This window comes from Streptomyces sp. NPDC090445 (assembly GCF_044769385.1).
GTDB lineage: Bacteria > Actinomycetota > Actinomycetes > Streptomycetales > Streptomycetaceae > Streptomyces.
The window spans coordinates 129540-149031 of record NZ_JBIVXV010000009.1 but is presented as its reverse complement, the minus strand read 5'-3'; the positions used below and the strand labels follow the sequence as shown (position 1 = coordinate 149031).

At 73.9% G+C, this 19492-nt stretch carries 14 protein-coding genes; 8 read left to right on the top strand and 6 right to left on the bottom strand.

What is annotated here, in order from left to right; genetic code table 11:
• Positions 1–152: 152 nt before the first annotated feature.
• From ACIQUT_RS20370 to rsmI, 6 genes are all read right to left on the bottom strand, one after another.
• A complete protein-coding gene (locus ACIQUT_RS20370; RefSeq protein WP_403564447.1) occupies positions 153–1055 on the bottom strand; it encodes a 4-(cytidine 5'-diphospho)-2-C-methyl-D-erythritol kinase in 903 nt (300 codons plus the stop codon).
• A gap of 8 nt (positions 1056–1063) precedes the next feature.
• A complete protein-coding gene (gene rsmA / locus ACIQUT_RS20365; RefSeq protein ID WP_403564320.1) occupies positions 1064–1975 on the bottom strand; it encodes a 16S rRNA (adenine(1518)-N(6)/adenine(1519)-N(6))-dimethyltransferase RsmA in 912 nt (303 codons plus the stop codon).
• Positions 1972–3693 carry a ubiquitin-like domain-containing protein gene (locus ACIQUT_RS20360; protein ID WP_403564319.1) on the bottom strand — a complete coding sequence of 574 codons (1722 nt, stop codon included), beginning with the start codon at positions 3691–3693 and terminating at the stop codon, positions 1972–1974. The genes rsmA and ACIQUT_RS20360 overlap by 4 nt, the downstream gene beginning before the upstream one ends.
• A 151-nt stretch (positions 3694–3844) precedes the next feature.
• Positions 3845–4762: a TatD family hydrolase gene (locus tag ACIQUT_RS20355; protein ID WP_403564318.1), complete on the bottom strand. Its 918-nt coding sequence runs from the start codon at positions 4760–4762 to the stop codon at positions 3845–3847.
• A gap of 10 nt (positions 4763–4772) precedes the next feature.
• Entirely contained in the window at positions 4773–5297 is a 525-nt protein-coding gene (locus ACIQUT_RS20350; RefSeq protein WP_403564317.1) for a hypothetical protein, read from the bottom strand.
• Positions 5298–5456: 159 nt separating this feature from the next.
• Positions 5457–6377: a 16S rRNA (cytidine(1402)-2'-O)-methyltransferase gene (gene rsmI, locus ACIQUT_RS20345; RefSeq protein WP_403564445.1), complete on the bottom strand. Its 921-nt coding sequence runs from the start codon at positions 6375–6377 to the stop codon at positions 5457–5459.
• Between the two features lie 218 nt (positions 6378–6595).
• Between rsmI and ACIQUT_RS20340 the strand changes: the two genes are divergently transcribed.
• The 8 genes from ACIQUT_RS20340 to galE all read left to right on the top strand — a co-directional run bounded on the left by ACIQUT_RS20340 (position 6596) and on the right by galE (position 19453).
• Positions 6596–8362, top strand: a complete 1767-nt coding sequence (locus ACIQUT_RS20340; RefSeq protein WP_403564316.1) for a dolichyl-phosphate-mannose--protein mannosyltransferase — start codon at positions 6596–6598, stop codon at positions 8360–8362.
• 546 nt (positions 8363–8908) lie between these two features.
• Complete coding sequence (locus ACIQUT_RS20335) at positions 8909–10549, top strand: penicillin-binding transpeptidase domain-containing protein (RefSeq protein ID WP_403564315.1); 1641 nt, start codon at positions 8909–8911, stop codon at positions 10547–10549.
• Positions 10550–10667: 118 nt separating this feature from the next.
• Entirely contained in the window at positions 10668–12089 is a 1422-nt protein-coding gene (locus tag ACIQUT_RS20330) for an acyltransferase family protein (protein ID WP_403564313.1), read from the top strand.
• 52 nt (positions 12090–12141) lie between these two features.
• Complete coding sequence (locus ACIQUT_RS20325; protein WP_403564311.1) at positions 12142–13938, top strand: ABC-F family ATP-binding cassette domain-containing protein; 1797 nt, start codon at positions 12142–12144, stop codon at positions 13936–13938.
• Positions 13939–14096: 158 nt separating this feature from the next.
• Positions 14097–15725 (top strand): PQQ-binding-like beta-propeller repeat protein, encoded by a 1629-nt coding sequence (locus ACIQUT_RS20320; protein ID WP_403564309.1) that lies wholly within the window; start codon positions 14097–14099, stop codon positions 15723–15725.
• Between the two features lie 28 nt (positions 15726–15753).
• The gene (locus tag ACIQUT_RS20315; RefSeq protein WP_403564307.1) at positions 15754–17565 is read left to right on the top strand and encodes a PQQ-binding-like beta-propeller repeat protein; all 1812 of its coding nucleotides are present in this window, start codon (positions 15754–15756) and stop codon (positions 17563–17565) included.
• A gap of 132 nt (positions 17566–17697) precedes the next feature.
• The gene (locus ACIQUT_RS20310) at positions 17698–18396 is read left to right on the top strand and encodes a response regulator transcription factor (RefSeq protein ID WP_403564305.1); all 699 of its coding nucleotides are present in this window, start codon (positions 17698–17700) and stop codon (positions 18394–18396) included.
• Between the two features lie 109 nt (positions 18397–18505).
• A complete protein-coding gene (gene galE / locus ACIQUT_RS20305; protein ID WP_403564443.1) occupies positions 18506–19453 on the top strand; it encodes a UDP-glucose 4-epimerase GalE in 948 nt (315 codons plus the stop codon).
• Positions 19454–19492: the final 39 nt, after the last annotated feature.

The window sequence follows — 19492 nt, the reverse complement described above, 5'->3', positions numbered from 1 at the left end:
CGGGGGCGGAGCCCCCGGTGTGACGCCGCCGGCCGGCTTGCCCCCGCGGGCCGGCCGCGTCGGCGTCCGCAGGGACCCCGCGCCTGGCGGTGCCGGCCGGGCAATTCCAGCCTCGCCGGCGTTTGGGGCGCGGGGGCGGGGCGGGGCCCCGGTCAGGGGAGGGGCGTGGCTCCGGGGGCCGGGCTGGTGGTGGTGCGGGTGGCCCGGCAGGTGCCCGACGCTTCGAGGGCCGCGGCGACCTTGGCCGCCGCCTCCTCGTCCCGTACGAGGAACGCCGTGGTCGGTCCGGAGCCCGAGACCAGGCCGGCCAGGGCGCCCGCCTCCACCCCGGCGGCAAGGGTGCGCCCCAGCTCCGGGCGGAGGGACAGCGCTGCCGGCTGGAGGTCGTTGGCCAGGGCCGCGCCCAGCGCGTCCGGGTCGCCGGAGGCGAGGGCCGCCAGCAGGGCGGGGGAGGCCTGCGGCTCGGGGATGTCCCGCCCCTCGGCCAGCCGGTCGAACTCGCGGAACACCGCCGGGGTGGACAGCCCGCCCTCGGCGACCGCGAAGACCCAGTGGAACGCGCCCGCCTCGACCGGGGTCAGCAGTTCGCCGCGCCCGGTGCCGAGCGCCGCCCCGCCGATCAGGCTGAACGGCACGTCGCTGCCGAGCTCCGCGCAGATGTCCAGGAGCTCTTCGGTCGGCGTGTCCAGCCCCCAGAGGAGGTCGCAGGCCAGGAGCGCGCCGGCGCCGTCCGCGCTGCCGCCGGCCATGCCGCCCGCCACGGGGATGCTCTTCGTGATGTGGATGTGGACGGCGGCGTCGGAGCGGCCCGCCTTGGCCGCGAGGAGTTCCGCCGCCCGCGCCGCGAGGTTGGTGCGGTCGAGGGGGACCTGGTCCGCGTCGGGGCCCGAGCAGGTCACCGTCAGCTCGTCGGCCGGGGTGACCGTCACCTCGTCGAACAGCGACACCGCGAGGAAGACGTTCGCCAGGTCGTGGAACCCGTCCGGCCGGGCCGCGCCCACCGCCAGCTGCACGTTCACCTTCGCGGGCACGCGTACCGTCACGCCCGCGTTCAGAGCGGCGCTCACAGGGCCGGCCTTTCCGCGTGGGCGGGCTTGTTCTCGGCGATGGCGGCGAACTCCTCCACCGTCAGCGACTCCCCGCGGGCCTGCGGGGAGATCCCGGCGGCGACCAGGGCGGCCTCGGCCCCGGCGGCGGAGCCGGCCCAGCCGGACAGCGCGGCCCGCAGCGTCTTGCGGCGCTGCGCGAACGCCGCGTCCACGACCGCGAACACCTCCGCCTTCGAGGCGGTCGTCTTGATCGGCTCGGCCCGCCGCACCAGCGAGACCAGCCCGGAGTCCACGTTCGGCGCGGGCCAGAACACGTTGCGGCCGATGGCGCCGGCCCGCTTCACGTCCGCGTACCAGTTCGCCTTGACCGAGGGGACCCCGTACACCTTGTTGCCGGGCCGGGCGGCCAGCCGGTCGGCGACCTCGGACTGCACCATGACCAGGGTCCGCTCGATGCTGGGGAAGCGGTCCAGCATCGTCAGCAGCACCGGCACGGCCACGTTGTACGGCAGGTTCGCGACGAGCGCGGTGGGCGGCGGCCCCGGCAGTTCCTCGACGAGGAGGGCGTCGGAGTGGACCAGTGCGAAGCGGTCCTTGCGCCCCGGCATGCGCGCCGCGATCGTCGCGGGCAGCGCCGCGGCGAGGACGTCGTCGATCTCGACGGCGGTGACCCGGTCGGCGGCGTCCAGCAGCGCGAGCGTCAGCGAGCCCAGCCCGGGCCCGACCTCGACGACGACGTCGTCGGGCCGGACGTCGGCGGTGCGCACGATGCGCCGCACCGTATTGGCGTCGATGACGAAGTTCTGGCCCTTCTGCTTGGTCGGGCGCACGCCGAGGGCGTCGGCCAGCTCGCGGATGTCGGCCGCGCCGAGAAGGGCGTCAGGGGCGTCAGGGGTTCTGTCGGGCTGCTGCTCTGCGGTGCTCACCGGTAAAGCCTACGGCCGCAGTGCGGCCACGGAGTCGCCCCCCGCTGCACGTACAGCTTCTTGGCCCGGTACGTCTGCTCCGCGCCCGACGCGTCCTGCGGGCGGCCGCTGCCGCCGAGGGCCTGCCAGGTGCGGACGTCGAACTGGTACAGGCCGCCGTACGTGCCCGACGGGTCGGTCGCGTCGGCCCGGCCGCCCGACTCGCACTGGGCCAGCGCCGCCCAGTCGAGTCCCTCCGCGCCGGCGACGGATGCCGGCAGCGGCTTCGTGCCGACCTTGACGAGCTGGGTGACGGGCTCGCGGACGGTCTCCTCGGCGACCTGGCGGGGCGTCTGCCGGACGCCGTTGACGGTGCGCAGGACGTACGTGACGCGCCGGGTGCCGGTGCGGCCGGGCTGTTCGACGAGCTCGGTGCCGGCGAACAGGGTGTCGTCCTCGACGCGTTCGGTCGCGAAGGGGATGCGCTCCTCGCGGACCTCGCGGGTGCCGGTGATGCGGAGCACGGTGACGGTCTGGCCGTCGCGGGGGAAGGAGTCGGGCGGGACGGAGGTGGTGTCCTGGCCGCTGAGGCCGATGCCGGCCTGGGCGAGGGCCTCCTGGACGGTGGCGGCGTTGGTGCGGACGGTGGTCTCGTCGCCGTCGGCCAGGAACGTGACGCTGCGCTCGGTGCGGACGGCGAAGGTGAGGCCGGCGCGGGGGACGGGCGCGGTGCGGGGGACGGAGAGGTAGGCGCCCTCGACGCGGATCCCGAACTGGCGCAGGGCCGCCTCGACGGTGTCGGCGGTGGTCCACACCTGGCGGCTCTGCCCGTCGAGGGTGAGCTGCAGGGGGCGGCCGTAGCGGACGACGACCTCGTCGCCGTCGCCGAGGGCGGCCCCGCGGGCGGGGGCGACGAGGTCGTGGGCGCTGACGCCGAGGCCTTCGGAGGCGAGGAGCTCGCCGACGTCGTCGGCGAAGGTGTGGAGGGTCCGGGACTGCCCGTCGACGGTGAGGCGGACGGACTTGTCGGCGGCGACGAACGCGGTGGTGCCGCCCGCGAGGAAGGCGACGACCAGCGCTTGCGGAACGATCCGCCGCCAGGAGGCGGGCGCCGCGACACGGCCGGGTACGGGGACGGGGCCGGGCCCGGGGGCGGGCCCGGAGCCGGGGCCTGCGGTGGCGGGCTCGTCCCGCTCGTCCGGCGACGGGGTGCGGCGTCGGCGGCCGGTGCCGGTGCCGGGGAGGCCGGGCCCGGGCGGGCCGTCGGGCGGCGCGGCCGCGCGCCGGCGGCCGGTGCCGGGGGCGGCGGGGCCGAGGACGCCGGGGAAGCCGGGGAGGCCGTCGGGCACGGCGCCCGCCCGTCGGCGGCCGGTGCCGGGGACGGCCACGGCCAGGGCCAGGGCCGCGGGGGCGGTGGCGGCCTCCGTCGCCCCGGTGAGGCCCCCGGTGCGGCCGCGGGCCCGCCTGCCCGGGACGGCCGCCTCCGGCGGCTTCCGGCGGCGGTCCGCTCTCCGCGGCCCCGGAAGGCCGTCCTCGGCCGTCACCGCCCCCGCCGAACCGTCGTCGCCGTCGCCGTCCGGCTCCGGCCCCGGCCCGGGATACCGGCCGCGGCCCCCGCCCGGGTGCGCCCAGGGCCCGGGATCCGGGGCCGGATCCGCTCCGGGGGCCGCGTAGGGCGGCCAGGGGAGGCGGGGGTCGGCGGCGGGCCCGTAGACCCCGGTGTAAGGACTCTCGCTCACGACGCTCGCTCCACTGGTCCGGCCCGCCTTCGGTTTCGGGCACGGCACCCTAGCGGAGCCGCGGTGACTCTCCAAAGCCGCGCAGCTACCCAGCGTGTCGGGGTGAGGGAAGGGGAGGAGCGGAGGGGGGAACGGAGGGGCGGAGAAGGGCTCAGTAGTCGAAGGCGCGGGCCGTGTTCGCCGCCAGGGCCGTGGCCATCGCGTCCTCGTCGATCCCGCGGACCGCGGCCATGGCCCGTACGGTCAGCGGAATGAGGTACGGCGCGTTGGGCCGTCCGCGGTACGGCGCCGGGGTGAGGTACGGGGCGTCCGTCTCGACGAGGACGAGTTCCAGCGGGGCCACGGCGAGGGCGTCCCGCAGCGGCTGGGCGTTCTTGAACGTGACGGTCCCGGCGAAGGACATGTAGTAGCCGGCGGCGGCGCACTCGCGGGCCATGTCGGCGTCGCCGGAGTAGCAGTGGAAGACCGTCCGCTCGGGCGCGCCCTCCTCGCGGAGCACGCGCAGCACGTCCGCGTGGGCGTCGCGGTCGTGGATGACCAGCGCCTTGCCCTGCCGTTTGGCGATCTCGATGTGGGCGCGGAAGGAGCGCTCCTGCGCCGCCATGCCGTCCGGGCCGGTGCGGAAGTAGTCCAGGCCGGTCTCGCCTACGGCCTTGACGTGGTCGAGCTTCGCGAGCGCCTCGATCTCGGCCAGCGCCTCGTCGAGCGCGGCCTCGCCGCCCCCCGCCCGGGCGCCCTGCCGGGACCAGCCGTCGGGGTCCCCGAGGACGATGCGGGGGGCCTCGTTCGGGTGCAGGGCCACCGCCGCGTGGACGTTCTCGTACGCGGCGGCGGTCTCGGCGGCCCAGCGGGAGCCCTTCACGTCGCAGCCCACCTGCACGACGGTGGTCACCCCGACGGAGGCGGCCTTGGCGAGGCCCTCCTCGACGGTGCCGGACTGCATGTCCAGGTGGGTGTGCGCATCCGCGACCGCCACGCGGAGCGGTTCCGGCAGCGGCGGCGGGGTGTCGCGGGCGTCCCGGTCGTTCCGGGCGCCCGCGGCGGAGGCGGAGGGGCTGGCAGGGCTCATAGGGCCGATCTTATGACCGGCGCAGCTTCCGCAGCAGGCGGGCGAGCGGTCCGCGGCGCTTCTGCTCCCCGTCCAGCTCGGCGTCCACGGCCACCGGGCCGGGGCTGTCGTGCGACGGCTTCCTGCTCTGCCGGTGGGTCCGCGGCTCGTTCGCCCCGGCCGGCACGGGGCCGGCGATCCCGGGTGCGATGCGGTGGTGCCAGAGCTTGTCGATCGTGCCCAGCACGGACGAGACCTGCCCCGCGCGCATGATCCGCACCACGTGGCCGCCGCAGTTCTGGCAGGTCGGGTTCGACAGCGGGGAGGGCACCCGCTCGCCCTCCACCTTGTACAGGATGAAGGGCTGGCCCCTGCCGTCGGTGTGGTGCTCGATCTCGTAGGCCTGCTCCCACGCGAATCCGCACCTCATGCACGCGAAGGAGTACGCCTCGTGCACGGTCCGCACGCCGGGCGCCACGGGCGGGGATGCCGGGGTCGGCGCGGGTGCGGGTGCGGGTGCGGGGGCGGGTATCGAGGTGTCTGCGGTCTCACTCATGCCAGCTCCTCTTGTTCCACTGTGCCAATGCCAGTGGACGCCTCTTCGGGCAGGAGCGCATCAGGCCATGTGCAGTGTTGTACGGCCCTTGGGCGACTCATTCCCGAAGCGCCCGGTGCGCGGTCTGAGCTTTGCTTTTCAGATTAGCTCTTTACCTTCTCACTGCATGTTTCCGGCCGCATTCTTTGCCGCCACCACCGCGTCGAAGACCTCCCGCTTGGGTACTCCGGCCTCGGCCGCGACCGCCGCGATGGCTTCTTTCCGACGCTCTCCCGCCTCCTCGCGCACCCGTACCCGGCGCACCAGCTCCTCGGCGTCGACGTCGCCGGGGCCGGCGGCGGGGGCGCCCTCCACCACGATGGTGATCTCCCCGCGCACGCCCTCGGCGGCCCAGGCGGCCAGCTCGCCGAGACCGCCCCGCTTCACCTCCTCGTACGTCTTGGTCAGCTCGCGGCAGACGGCGGCCCGCCGGCCGGGACCGAACACCTCGGCCATCGCGGCGAGGGTGTCGTCGAGCCGGTGCGGCGCCTCGAAGTAGACGAGGGTGCGCCGCTCGCCCCCGACCTCGCGCAGCCGGCCGAGGCGCTCGCCGGCCTTGCGCGGCAGGAACCCCTCGAAGCAGAACCGGTCGACGGGCAGCCCGGACAGGGCGAGCGCGGTCAGCACGGCCGACGGACCCGGCACGGCGGTGACCCGGATGTCCTGCTCCACGGCGGCGGCGACCAGCCGGTACCCGGGGTCGGAGACGGACGGCATGCCGGCGTCGGTGACCAGCAGCACCCGCTTGCCGTCCCGCAGCGCCTCCACCAGCTCGGGGGTGCGCGCCGACTCGTTGCCCTCGAAGTACGACACGACCCGCCCGGAGGTGTGCACGCCGAGGCCCTGGGTCAGCCGGCGCAGCCGCCGGGTGTCCTCGGCGGCGACCACGTCGGCCCGCTCCAGTTCGGCCGCGAGCCGGGGCGGGGCGTCGGCCAGGTCGCCGATCGGGGTGCCGGCGAGCACGAGCACGCCCGCACCGGAATCGGAGGCGCTGCCCGAGACCCGGGAGGCGGCGGGGCGTGCGGGGGTTTCGGAGCCGATGGGCTGGTCAGTCGTCACCCGTCCATCCTCTCAGCCGGGCCGGCCGCCCCCGCCCGTACCGCCCGGCGCGGACACCGGGGGGCACCGGCGCGGGCACCGGGGGGCACCGGCGCGGACACCGGGGAGCACGGGCGCGGGCACCGGCGCGGACACCGGCCTTCTGCGGCACCGGGGTTCGGCACTGGGGTTCCCACAGCGGCGTTCCCTACGATGACCCGGTGACCAGTACCGCGACGCCGCCGCCCAGCCCTGCGGGGGCCCCGCCCGCCCCGGTCGCGGGGCGCGAAGAAGAGCCGTCCCCCTGGCTGCGCCGCCTGCGCGGCTTCGGCTACGCGCCGCCCGCCGGCGCACGGCGGCCGGATGTCCGAGCCCGCCTGGTGCCCCCGTACGCCCGGCCCTCCGCGCAGCTGTGGGCGGCGCTCGGGATCCCCGCGTCGGCGGCGGACACCTGGCAGCGCGCCATGGCGTGGGCCGGGCCGGTGCTGGTGGCGCTGGTCGCCGGCGTGCTGCGGTTCGTGAACCTGGGCAGCCCGAAGGCGGTGATATTCGACGAGACGTACTACGCCAAGGACGCCTGGGCCACGATCCGGCAGGGCTACGAGGCGAGCTGGCCCAAGGACATCGACAAGTCGATCCTCGCCAACCCCGACGGGGTCGCCCTGCCCGCGGACCCCGGGTACGTGGTGCACCCGCCGGTCGGCAAGTGGGTCATCGGGCTCGGCGAGTGGATGTTCGGCTTCAACCCGTTCGGCTGGCGGTTCATGACCGCCGTGCTCGGCACCCTGTCGGTGCTGCTGCTGTGCCGGATCGGGCGGCGGCTGTTCCGCTCCACCTTCCTCGGCTGCCTGGCGGGCACCCTGCTGGCGGTGGACGGCCTGCACCTGGTGATGAGCCGCGCCGCCCTGCTCGACCTGGTCCTCATGTTCTTCGTCCTGGCCGCCTTCGGGGCGCTGCTCGTCGACCGGGACCGGGCGCGGGCCAGACTCGCGGCCGCGCTGCCCGTGGACGACGAGGGCCGCACCAGGCCGGACGCGGCCGTCGCCGAGACGCTGCGGCTGGGCCTGCGCCCGTACCGGATCCTGGCCGGCGTCTGCCTGGGCCTGGCCTTCGGCACCAAGTGGAACGGCCTGATCGCACTCGCCTTCTTCGGCGTGCTCACGGTCCTGTGGGACGCGGCCGCCCGCCGCACCGCGGGAGCCGGGACCCCGTACGCGGCGATGCTGCGCCGGGACGCGCTGCCGGCGTTCGTCTCCACGGTCCCGGTCGCGATCACCGTGTACGTGGCCTCCTGGACGGGCTGGATCCTCAGCCCGGACGACGGCAAGGGCGGCTACTTCCGCGACTGGGCCGCCAAGCAGGACCAGGGCAGCGCCCTGTCGTTCCTGCCGGAGTGGGTGCGCAGCCTGTGGCACTACGAGACGGAGGTCTACAAGTTCCACGTGGGCCTGACGTCGGGGCACACCTACGAGTCGAACCCGTGGAGCTGGCTGGTCCTGGGCCGCCCGGTGTCGTACTTCTACGAGTCCCCCGACCCCGGCACGGACGGCTGCCCGGCGACGGAGGCCGGCAAGTGCGCCCGCGAGGTGCTGGCCCTGGGCACACCGCTGCTGTGGTGGGCGGGCTGCTTCGCGCTGCTGTACGTGCTGTGGCGGTGGTTCTTCCGCCGCGACTGGCGGGCGGGCGCGATCGCCTGCGCACTGGCCGCGGGCCTGCTGCCCTGGTTCAACTACCAGGAGCGGACCATCTTCTTCTTCTACGCGGTGGTCTTCGTCCCGTACCTGTGCCTGGCGGTGGCGATGACGGTGGGGGCGCTGCTGGGCCCGGCGGGCTCGTCGGAGCGCAGGCGCGCGCTGGGCGCGATCGCGGCGGGCGTGCTCGTGCTGCTGATCGTCTGGAACTTCATCTACTTCTGGCCGGTCTACACGGGCGAAACGATCCCGATGGACTCCTGGCGCAGCCGCATGTGGCTGGACACCTGGGTCTAAGACTTGATCCGCAATTCACCGGAGGGTGAGCTGCGGGTTGCAGCCGTGGCGGGGGCCGGGCGCTCCAGCGTGGTCACGCACGAGGCGTGTCTCATCTGGGGTTGCTCGGTCCCGCCGTTCGGCGGTTCGGTGAGCAGAGGTCCCGCGTTGACGGGGGACTGCCACGCGACCAGCAGTCCGAGGGCTGTTCTGGCACGGTGTGGTTGACTCACTCAGCGCTTCTTCCAGCGCTTCTGCATAGGTGATCTGCGCGTGCCGGGACGAGGTGGTGTCCAGGTACGTCGTTTTGGGGTCGTCCACGTCGGTCTGGAGTACGGCCGGGGAGGCGTAGCCGGGGCCGAGGATCATCAGGTGCGCCTCGTACGTCCAGCCGCCCGGCACGGACGCCTTCCGCCGACGTACGAGGTCCACCTTGTGCGCGGCCTTTTCGGAATGTCTCCCTCCCGTAACAAGATGTGCATGGCATGCGTACGCCGCGTAAGGTCCGTACCGAGGGGTCTTTGAACGCGTTCAGGGGTCCGGGGGATTTTACGGGGAGGACGTGACGTGAACGGGGCGGCGAAGGGGGCCATCATCGGCGGGGTGTTCCTCGCGATGCTGGGCGGGGCCGGATACGGGGCCTATACGCTGGTGGCCGACGCCGGCAGCGGCAGCGGCAGTGGCGACGTCAAGGGCGCCACCACGCAGTCCGCGAAGGGGAGCGGCCCCGTCACCGACCAGGACGCCGCCCGCACCGCCAAGGCCTTCCTCGACGCCTGGGCCGCCGGGGACGGGGCCGCGGCCGCCCGGCTGACCAACAACCCGCAGGCGGCGCAGGCCGCGGTCGCCGACTACCGGGCCAAGGCCTTCGTCTCCAAGGCCGTCATCACACCGGGCGCCGCGACCGGGACCACCGTCCCGTTCGCCGTCGCCGCCGAGATCACCTACGAGGGCGCGACCAAGCCGCTCGCCTACGACTCCAAGCTGACCGTCGTCCGCGGCGCGACCAGCGGCAAGCCCGTCGTCGACTGGCAGCCCTCGGTCATCCACCCGCAGCTCGGCAAGGACGAGAAGCTGCGCGCCGGCGCCCCCGCCGTCCCGCCCGTCAAGGCCGTCGACCGCAACGGCGCGGAGCTCACCGCCGAGAAGTACCCCTCGCTGCGCCCGGTCCTGGACCAGCTGCGGCAGACCTACGGCGCCAAGGCCGGCGGCCGCGCCGGGGCCGAGCTGTGGATCGAGCCGGCCGCGCAGGACGCGCCGAAGCGCACCCTGCTGACCCTGGCCGAGGGCGAGCCCGGGACGCTGAAGACGACGCTCGACGCAGAGGTCCAGGCCGTGGCGGAGAAGGCCGTCGCCCGGTTCCCCGAGGCCTCGGTGGCCGCCGTCAAGCCGAGCAGCGGGGACATCCTGGCCATCGCCAACCACCGCAAGGACGGCTTCAACGCGGCCATGGAGGGCGCCCGCGCCCCCGGCTCCACCATGAAGATCGTCACGGCGGCCATGCTGATCGACCGCGGCAAGGCCGGGGCGGACCAGCCGGCCGAGTGTACCAAGGAGGCCTCCTGGGGCGGCCGCTCCTTCCGCAACCTGAACCACTTCGACCTGCCCGCCGACGCCACCTTCGCCACCGGCTTCGCCCGCTCCTGCAACACCTCCTTCATCAAGCGGATCGACGACGTCCGCGACGACGCCGCCCTGTCGAAGGAGGCCCGCGAGGTCTTCGGCATCGGACTCGACTGGAAGACCGGCGTCCGCTCCGCCGACGGCAAGGTCCCCGCGGCGACCGGCGCGGCCGCCGCCGCGGCCTACATCGGGCAGGGGCAGATCACCATGAACCCCCTCAACGTCGCCTCCCTCACGGCCACCGCCCGCACCGGCCGGTTCCACCAGCCCGTGATCATCGCCCCGGACCTCGACGGCCGCCCGATCGCCCGCGCCGAGCGCGGCATGAAGCCCGCGGTCGCCCAGCAGGTGGTGCGGATGATGAAGCAGACCGCCTCCAGCGGCACCGCCGCCGAGGTCATGGGCACCGTCCGCGGCTCCGACAAGGGCGCGAAGACCGGCTCGGCCGAGGTCGACGGCGCCGGCAGCCCCGACAGCTGGTTCACCGGCTTCAACGGCGACCTGGCCGCGGCCGCGATGGTCGAGGGCGGCGGGCACGGCGGCGACGCGGCCGGCCCCATCGTCGCGGCGGTCCTCAATTCCTGAACCGCCCGGTACCTCTGAACCGCCCGGTACTCCTGAACCGCCCGGTACCGGGTACCCAGACCGGAAATGAGTACCAGCGCTCTGGTCCCGGGCCCCGGCCGCGCGGGAGCGTACCGGCATGGACAAGAGTGCAACGAGCGCACGGGACCTGGCCGAGGCGACCCCCGCGACGCGGGACCGGTACGTCGATCTGCTGCGCGTCGCCTCGCTGGCCACCGTCGTGCTCGGGCACTGGCTGATGGCCGCGGTCAGCGGTGACGGGATAGGGAACCTGCTCGCCCTCGTCCCCGAACTGCAGATCCTCACCTGGGCGCTGCAGATCATGCCGGTCTTCTTCTTCGTCGGCGGGTTCTCGCACGCCCTGTCGTACCGCTCCCTGGAGCGGAAGGCCGGCGGCCGGGGCGTCTACGCCGCCTTCCTGCGGGCCCGGCTGCGCCGGCTGCTGCGGCCCACCCTCGTCTTCGTCCTCGTCTGGACGGCCGCCGCGGTCGCCGTCCAGGCCGCCGGCCGCGGGGACGGGCGGCTCTCCGGGGCCGCCCTCAGGATGGTCACCCAGCCGCTGTGGTTCATCGGCATCTACCTCGCCATGGTCGCCCTCACCCCGCCCCTGCTCCGGCTGCACCGCCGCTGGGGCTGGGGTGCCTTCGCCGCGCTCGCCGGGGCCGCAGCGGCCGTCGACCTGCTCCGGTTCGCGGCCGGCGTGCCCTACGTGGAGTTCCTCAACTTCGCCTTCGTCTGGCTCGCCGTGCACCAGCTCGGCTTCCTGCGCGCCGACGGCCGCATCACCCCCGCCACCACCGGCCTCCCCGGCACCGGCGGCCTCCCCGCCACCGGCCGCCGCACCCGCCTCCTGCGTCCCGCCGTGCTCGCCGCCGCCGGGCTCGCGGGGGCCGCGCTGCTCGTCGCGTACGGCCCGTACCCGCTGTCCATGGTCGGGATGCCCGGCGAGAAGGTCTCCAACATGGCACCGCCCACCCTCGCCCTGCTCTGCCACGGGCTCTGGCTCGTCGGGGCCGTCGAACTGCTCGCGGCGCCCGCCGCACGGCTGCTGGCCCGGCCCCGCGTCTGGCGGGCCGTGGTCGCCGCCAACGGGATCGCCATGACCGCCTTCCTGTGGCACCTCACCGCCATGCTCGCCGTGTACGCCGCCCAGCTCGCCCTCGGCATGCGGCTGCCCGAGCCCGCCTCGGCCGCCTGGTGGGCCCAGGTGCCCGTACGGCTCCTGCTCGCCGCCGCGCTGACCGGGCTGCTCGTCGCCGCCTTCCGCCGCTTCGAAGCCCCGGCCCCCGCCCCGGCCCCCGCTCCCGCCCCTGCGGCTTCCGCCCCCGGCTCCTCGCCGCGCGCCGCCGCCGGCACCACCCTGTGCCTGCTGGGCGTCCTCGGCCTGTCCATGACCGGCCTCGGCGGCCTCTTCGAGGGCCACACCGCCACCCTCGTCGCCCTGCCCGTCACCGCACCCGCCGCCATCGCCATGGCCCTCGGGGGCTGGTACCTGGTGGAACGCCCCGCCCCGCCCCGGAGCGTTAGGCTGAGGGGCTGATCCACACCCTCCCCCGGACCCGTCCGGGGGTACCCCACCTGGAGCGCGTCTGATGGCCGTCAATCTGGTCAATGTCGAGGCAGTCAGCAAGGTGTACGGCACCCGTGCCCTGCTCGACGGCATCTCCCTCGGCGTGTCCGAGGGGGACCGGATCGGTGTCGTGGGCCGCAACGGCGACGGCAAGACCACCCTGATCCGCATGCTGGCCCGCCTGGAGGAGCCCGACTCCGGCCGGGTCACCCAGAGCGGCGGCCTGCGCATGGGCGTCCTGACCCAGCACGACTCGCTCGACCCCGCCGCGACGATCCGCCACGAGATCATCAGGGACATGGCCGACCACGAGTGGGCCGGCAACGCGAAGATCCGCGACGTCCTGACCGGCCTGTTCGGCGGCCTGGACCTGCCCGGTTTCGACCGGGGCCTGGACACCGTCATCGGCCCCCTCTCCGGTGGCGAGCGCCGCCGCATCGCCCTCGCCAAGCTGCTCATCGAGGACCAGGACCTCATCGTCCTCGACGAGCCCACCAACCACCTCGACGTCGAGGGCATCTCCTGGCTGGCCGAGCACCTGCGGCAGCGCCGCTCCTCCCTCGTCTGCGTCACCCACGACCGCTGGTTCCTCGACCAGGTCTGCACCCGCATGTGGGACGTCCAGCGCGGCAGCGTCTACGAGTACGAGGGCGGCTACAGCGACTACGTCTTCGCCCGCGCCGAGCGCGAGCGGATCGCCGCCACCGAGGAGGTCAAGCGGCAGAACCTGATGCGCAAGGAGCTGGCCTGGCTGCGCCGCGGCGCCCCCGCCCGCACCTCCAAGCCGCGGTTCCGCATCGAGGCCGCCAACGCCCTCATCGCGGACGTGCCGCCGCCGCGCGACACCTCCGAGCTGATGCGCTTCGCCAACGCCCGCCTCGGCAAGACCGTGTTCGACCTGGAGGACGTGACCGTCCAGGCCGGGCCGAAGACCCTGCTCAAGCACCTCACCTGGCACCTCGGCCCCGGCGACCGGATCGGCCTCGTCGGCGTCAACGGCGCCGGCAAGACCTCGCTGCTGCGCGCCCTGGCCGAGGCGGCCCGCACCCAGGGCGACGTCCAGCCCGCGGCCGGCATCGTCACCGTCGGCAAGACGGTCAAGCTGGCGTACCTCTCCCAGGAGGTCGGCGAACTCGACCCGTCCCTGCGGGTCCTGGAGGCCGTCCAGCGCGTCCGCGACCGCGTCGACCTCGGCAAGGGCCGCGAGATGACCGCCGGTCAGCTGTGCGAGCAGTTCGGCTTCACCAAGGAGAAGCAGTGGACGCCGGTCGGCGACCTCTCCGGTGGTGAGCGGCGCCGCCTGCAGATCCTGCGGCTGCTGATGGACGAGCCGAACGTGCTCTTCCTCGACGAGCCCACCAACGACCTGGACATCGAGACCCTCACGCAGCTGGAGGACCTCCTCGACGGCTGGCCCGGCTCGATGATCGTCATCTCGCACGACCGGTTCTTCATCGAGCGCACCACCGACACGGTGATGGCGCTGCTGGGCGACGCGACCCTGCGGATGCTGCCGCGCGGCCTCGACGAGTACCTGGAGCGCCGCCAGAAGATGATCGAGGCGGCCGCCCCCGCGCCCGCCCCGGCCGCGCCGAAGTCGACGTCGGCCGGCGACGCCCGCGCCGCGAAGAAGGAACTGCAGCGGATCGAACGGCAGCTGAACAAGATGGCCGACCGCGAGACCAACCTGCACGCCCAGATCGCCGAGAACGCCACGGACTTCGCGAAGGTGGCCAAGCTCGACGCCGAGCTCCGCGAACTCATTGCGGAGCGGGACGAGTTGGAGATGCGCTGGCTGGAGCTGGCCGAGGAGGCCTGACGGTCCGCAGGCGCAGCGGCCAACCGGCCTGATAACGACGCTGTCACAGGCCGGTCCGCCCTTGGGAACAGGGGTGCGACCGGCCCGCTGCCGTCTCGGAGGCAGTGGTAGAAAGGTGATCTCCCACCACTCCCCCGTGACGCCGAAGGTACGCGCCGATGACCGAGCAGCCCCAGCCGCCGAACCAGCCTCCGGCGCCGGACGCTTACGCGCACCTCCCCGGCCCCCCGCAGCCCTCGTACAACACGCCCTCGCAGGGCCCCAACCCGTACGCCCAGCCGCAGCCCCCCACCACTCCCATGGGGCAGCCCGGTTACGCCTTCCCGCCGCAGTCCGGCGCGCCCCGGCGCCCGGGCACCCCGCCCGGCCGTCGGCGCACCACCGCCGTCGCCGCGGCCGCGGTCGCCGGCGTGCTCGTCCTCGGCGTCGGCGGGTACGCGCTCCTCGCGGGCGGCGGGGAGAAGGATCCGGCCACGCCGGTGGCGCAGAGCTCCCCGCCCGCCGACCCCAAGGCCTCCGGCGACCCCGACAAGGGCGACGGCAGCGGCAACGGCTCCCAGGCCGCAGAGGACTTCAACGCCGGGCGCAAGCAGGGCGAGGACAAGGTCCTCTGGCTCAAGACCGTCAAGATCGACGGCCCCGGCAGGGGCGTCGCCACCCAGGGCCAGTGGGTCGTCGGCGACACCGTCGTCAAGAGGCTGTGGAACAACCTCACCGCCTACGGGGCCGGCGACGGCAAGGAGCAGTGGACGCTCGCCTTCCCCACCCCGATCTGCTCCGTCACCCCGCAGACCACCGCCGACGCCAAGACCGTCGTCCTGTACAAGGAGAGCGGAGCCGAGGGCGCCCTCTGCAACCGGATGCGGATGGTCGACCTGAAGACGGGCAAGGAGGGCTGGTCCAAGGAGATCCCCGACGAGGGGTTCACCGACATCATGACCAGCCCCACCCTGGGGATGACCGGCGACACCGTCGCCGTCAGCCGCGGCTCCGCCGCCAGCGCCTTCAAGATCAGCACGGGTGACAAGCTGTTCGCCAGCGGCGGGTCCGCCGAGGGCTGCCAGCCCGGCGCCTACACCGTCCGCGACAACAGGATGATCGCGATCTCCCGCTGCCTGGAGAAGGGCGGCAAGGGCGAGGTCTCGGGCGCCGACCCGGTCACCGGCAAGAAGACCTGGACCTACCAGCTCCCCGACGGCTTCAAGGTCGCCAACGTCTACTCCCTCGACCCGGTCGTCCTCGACCTCGTCAACAAGGCGAAGAACGAGCGCGCCATCGTGGTCCTCGGGCCCGACGGGAAGCACAGCGCCACCGTGAAGGGCGAGGGCAAGTTCGCCAACGAGTGCGACCCCGAGTCGTCGGATTCCCTTGAGGTCTGCCGCATCACCGTCGTCGACGGCGGCACCCTCTACATGCCGACCGCCACGGACACCGGCAGGGCCAACGAGATCGTCGCCTTCGACCTGGGCACCGGCAAGGCCAAGTGGCGCACCCCGGCCGGCGACGGCCGCACCCTCACCCCGATCAGGATGGAGAACGGGCAGCTGATCGCCTACCGGTCCGCCGAGAAGGACGCGAAGGACAAGGGCGGCGAGGTCGTCGCGATCCCGGCCGCCGGAGGCACGCCCACCGCCCTGCTGCGCAACCCGTCCGGCATTGCCGCTCCGATCGAGAGCGCCTTCTACTACCCGCAGATCGACTACGCGGGCGGCCGTCTCTACCTCTCCGTCACCTACCTGCGCGCCCAGGACAAGGACGAGAAGCTCCTGATGGTCTTCGGCAAGTGAAAGAGTCCACCGAGAGGCAGTACAACCGATGAGTACCCCGCCGCCCCCTCAGCAGCCGCCCGCCGGCGGCTTCGGCGCACCGCAGGATCCCCCGCCCGGAGGCTTCGGCGCCCCGCCGCCGACGGCCCCGCCCGTCCCGCCGCAGCAGCCCCCGGCCGCCGCCCCGCAGCCGCCGACGGCCCCGCAGCAGCAGCCGGGCATGCCGCAGCAGCCGGGCATGCCGCCCGCCGTGCCGCCGACCGTGCCCGCGGGCGGGCCGGCCGTCCCGCCGCAGGCACAGCCCGGGCAGCCCGCGTACGGCTACCCCCAGCAGGGCTACGGCTACCCGCAGCAGGGACCCGCCGCCCCGAACCCGTACAGCGCCCCCACGGCGCCCATGCAGGCGGCCCAGCCGCAGCCCGGCCCCTCCGGCACGGGCGGCGGCGGGGAGAAGCGCACCCAGATGATGATCATCGGTGCGGCGGCGCTCGCCGTGGTCCTGATCGTCGCCGGCGGCCTCTGGTACGCCTCCGGCAGCGGGCCCGCCGACGAGCCCGACACCAACCCCACGGCCGGCGCGAGCAAGGCCCCGGCCGGCACGCCCGGCTCGGAGAAGGTGCCCGCCAACACCAAGTCGCGGCCGCTGTACAACCACCCGAGCCCGACGCCGGAGGAGATCACCACCGTCGACGGCTCCTGGCTCACCGACTCCACGTACGCCAAGACCGACCTTTCCAAGATCGTCGGCTACAACCTGGTCGACGGCGGCAAGAAGTGGGAACTGCCGTTCCCGGGCGAGGTCTGCGGCGCGACCAAGCACGTCACCGACAACAAGACGGCCGTGCTGTTCAGGCCGGTCGCGGGCACGCCGGAGAACAAGTACCCGCCGTGCACCGAGGTCGGCGTCCTCGACCTGAACACCGGCAAGCTCCTCTGGTCCGGCACCGCCAAGGGCAGCGCCACCGGCGACCAGCCCGCCCCGCTCGGCGAGATCACCATCAGCGGCCAGACCGTCGCCGCGGCCGGCTCCAGGGGCGGCGCCGCCTGGAACCTCGCCGACGGCAAGTCGCTGTGGGCGCCCAAGGTCGACGCCCAGGACTGCAAGGACGTCGGCTACGCGGGCGGCGAGGGCCTCGCCGTCATCCGCAGGTGCAACGAGACCCTGTACGCGCAGAGCCTGGACCCGACCACCGGTGCGCCCTCGGCCTCGTACAAGCTCTCCGAGGGCATCGACTCGGCCTCGATCATCTCCACCAAGCCGCTGGTCGTCGCCGCCAACGTCGGCAGGACCGCCAAGAACGGCACCGGCGTCAGCGACCTGTTCGTCGTCGACCCCAAGGGCCAGCTGAAGGCCCGCATCTCGCTCGCCTCCGGCAACTTCGGCGGCAGGTGCAGGGGCGAGGTCGAGCAGTGCAGCAGCATGGTGGTCGGCAACGGCAAGGTCTACGTGCCCTCGGTCGAGCACCAGGGCAAGGACTCCGGCTCCCTCGCCCGCACCAACGAGCTGCTCTCCTTCGACCTGGAGACCGGCAAGCAGACCAGCGACCGGGCCGACGCCGGTGAGCGGTACACCATGTTCCCGCTCCGCATGGACGGGTCGAACATCATCGCCTACAAGGTGCCCCCGTACGACAAGGGCGGCCAGATCGTCTCCATCGACGGCATGACGATGAAGGAGACCCTCCTGATGGAGAACCCGGCGGACAAGGCGAGCCACACCGTCGAGACCGCCTTCTCCCCCGACTACTCCGAGTTCCGCTACCACAACGGCAAGCTGTTCATCTCCCGCACGAACGTGAGGAAGCCGTACACCGCCAAGACGGATCCGGAATACCTGTTCGCGTCCTTCAGCGCCAGCTGATCCCCGGCCGTATCCACGCAGCGGCAGAAGCCCCCGGAAGGTCCGCCTTCCGGGGGCTTCTGCGCCGTATCCGCCGCACGCCGTCGAACAAGCGTGTAGCTTGCCGGGGCAAAGGGGAGGGGTGGGGGCCCAATGGGCGTAAGGGTCATGGTGCTCGACGAGCACCGGCTGCTGGCCGAGGCGCTCGCCTCGGCCCTGAAACTGCGCGGGCACCGGGTGCTCGCCGCGGCCGCACCGGCCGCGGGCGCCGCCGACCTGGTGATCAGCCGCGCTCCGGAGGTCTGCCTGCTGGGCACGGCCACCCCCGCCGAGCCGGGGGTGTTCGAGCCCGTCGTCCGCATCAGACGGGAACGCCCGCAGACCGCGGTCGTGGTCCTCGGCCCCGTGCCGAGCCCGCGCGGGATCGCCGCCGCCTTCGCCGCCGGCGCCTGCGGGTACGTACGCCAGGACGAGCGGATCGAGGGCGTCGAGCGGGCGCTGGCCAAGGCGCGGGCCGGGGAGGTCGCGATCTCCCCGCAGCTGCTCCAGGGGGCCTTCGCGGAGCTCCTCAACCCCGCGGCCGCACCCGACGACGAGGGCAGCCGGCTGCTGCGGCTGCTCACCCCGCGCGAGGTGGAGGTGCTGGTCCGGGTCGCCGAGGGCGAGGACACCCGGATGATCGCCGCGGGCATGGAGATCGCGCCGAGCACGGCCCGTACGCACGTGCAGCGGGTGCTGATGAAACTGGGCGTCGGCTCGCGGCTGGAGGCGGCCGCCCTGGCCGCCCGGACCGGCCTGCTGGACCGGGCGGCACTCCCGCGGGCGGACGCCGATTTCCCCGGACGCCCGTAATCCGGTAAGCCAGTGACCGGCATGCGCACCGTCGCGCGTGCGTTCCCCTGCGAGAGGTAGTAGGCCAGTGAGCAAGACGCCGTCTTCCGCGACGCCGATTTTCAAGTACATGGTCACCGGCGGCGCCGGATACGTGGGCAGCGTCGTCGCGGCGCACCTGCTGGAGGCCGGGCACGAGGTCACCGTCCTCGACGACCTCTCCACGGGCTTCCGCGAGGGCGTCCCGGCCGGGGCCGCGTTCATCGAGGGCCGCATCCAGGACGCCGAGCGCCACCTGGACCCCTCCTATGACGCGGTCCTGCACTTCGCGGCGTTCTCCCAGGTCGGCGAGTCCGTCGTGAACCCGGCCAAGTACTGGGACAACAACGTCGGCGGCACCCTCGCCCTGCTGGGCGCCATGCGCACGCACGGGGTGCGCAAGCTGGTGTTCTCCTCCACCGCCGCCACCTACGGCGAGCCCACCGAGAACCTGCTCACGGAGGCGTCCGCCACCCGCCCCACCAACCCGTACGGCGCCTCCAAGCTGGCCGTGGACCACATGATCACGGGTGAGTGCGCCGCCCACGGCGTCGCGGCCGTGTCGCTGCGCTACTTCAACGTCGCCGGCGCCTACGGGCAGTACGGCGAGCGCCACGACCCCGAGACGCACCTGATCCCGCTCGTGCTCCAGGTCGCCCTGGGCGAGAGGGAGTCGATCTCGGTGTTCGGCGAGGACTACCCGACCCCCGACGGCACCTGCGTCCGCGACTACATCCACGTCGCCGACCTCGCGGAGGCCCACCTCGCGGCCCTGGACGCCGCCACCGCGGGCGAGCACCTGATCTGCAACCTGGGCAACGGCAACGGCTTCTCGGTCCGCGAGGTCGTCGAGGCCGTCCGCAAGGTCACCGGCAAGGACATCCCGGAGGCCGTCGCCCCGCGCCGGGCCGGCGACCCGGCCGTCCTCGTCGCCTCCGCGCAGGCCGCGCACGACAGGCTCGGCTGGACCCCGTCCCGCCCCGACCTGGAGGGCATCATCGCCGACGCGTGGAACTTCACGCGCGCCCTCCGCGGCTGACCGCCCCCGCACGCCTCCACCGCGCCCCCCGCACCCGTC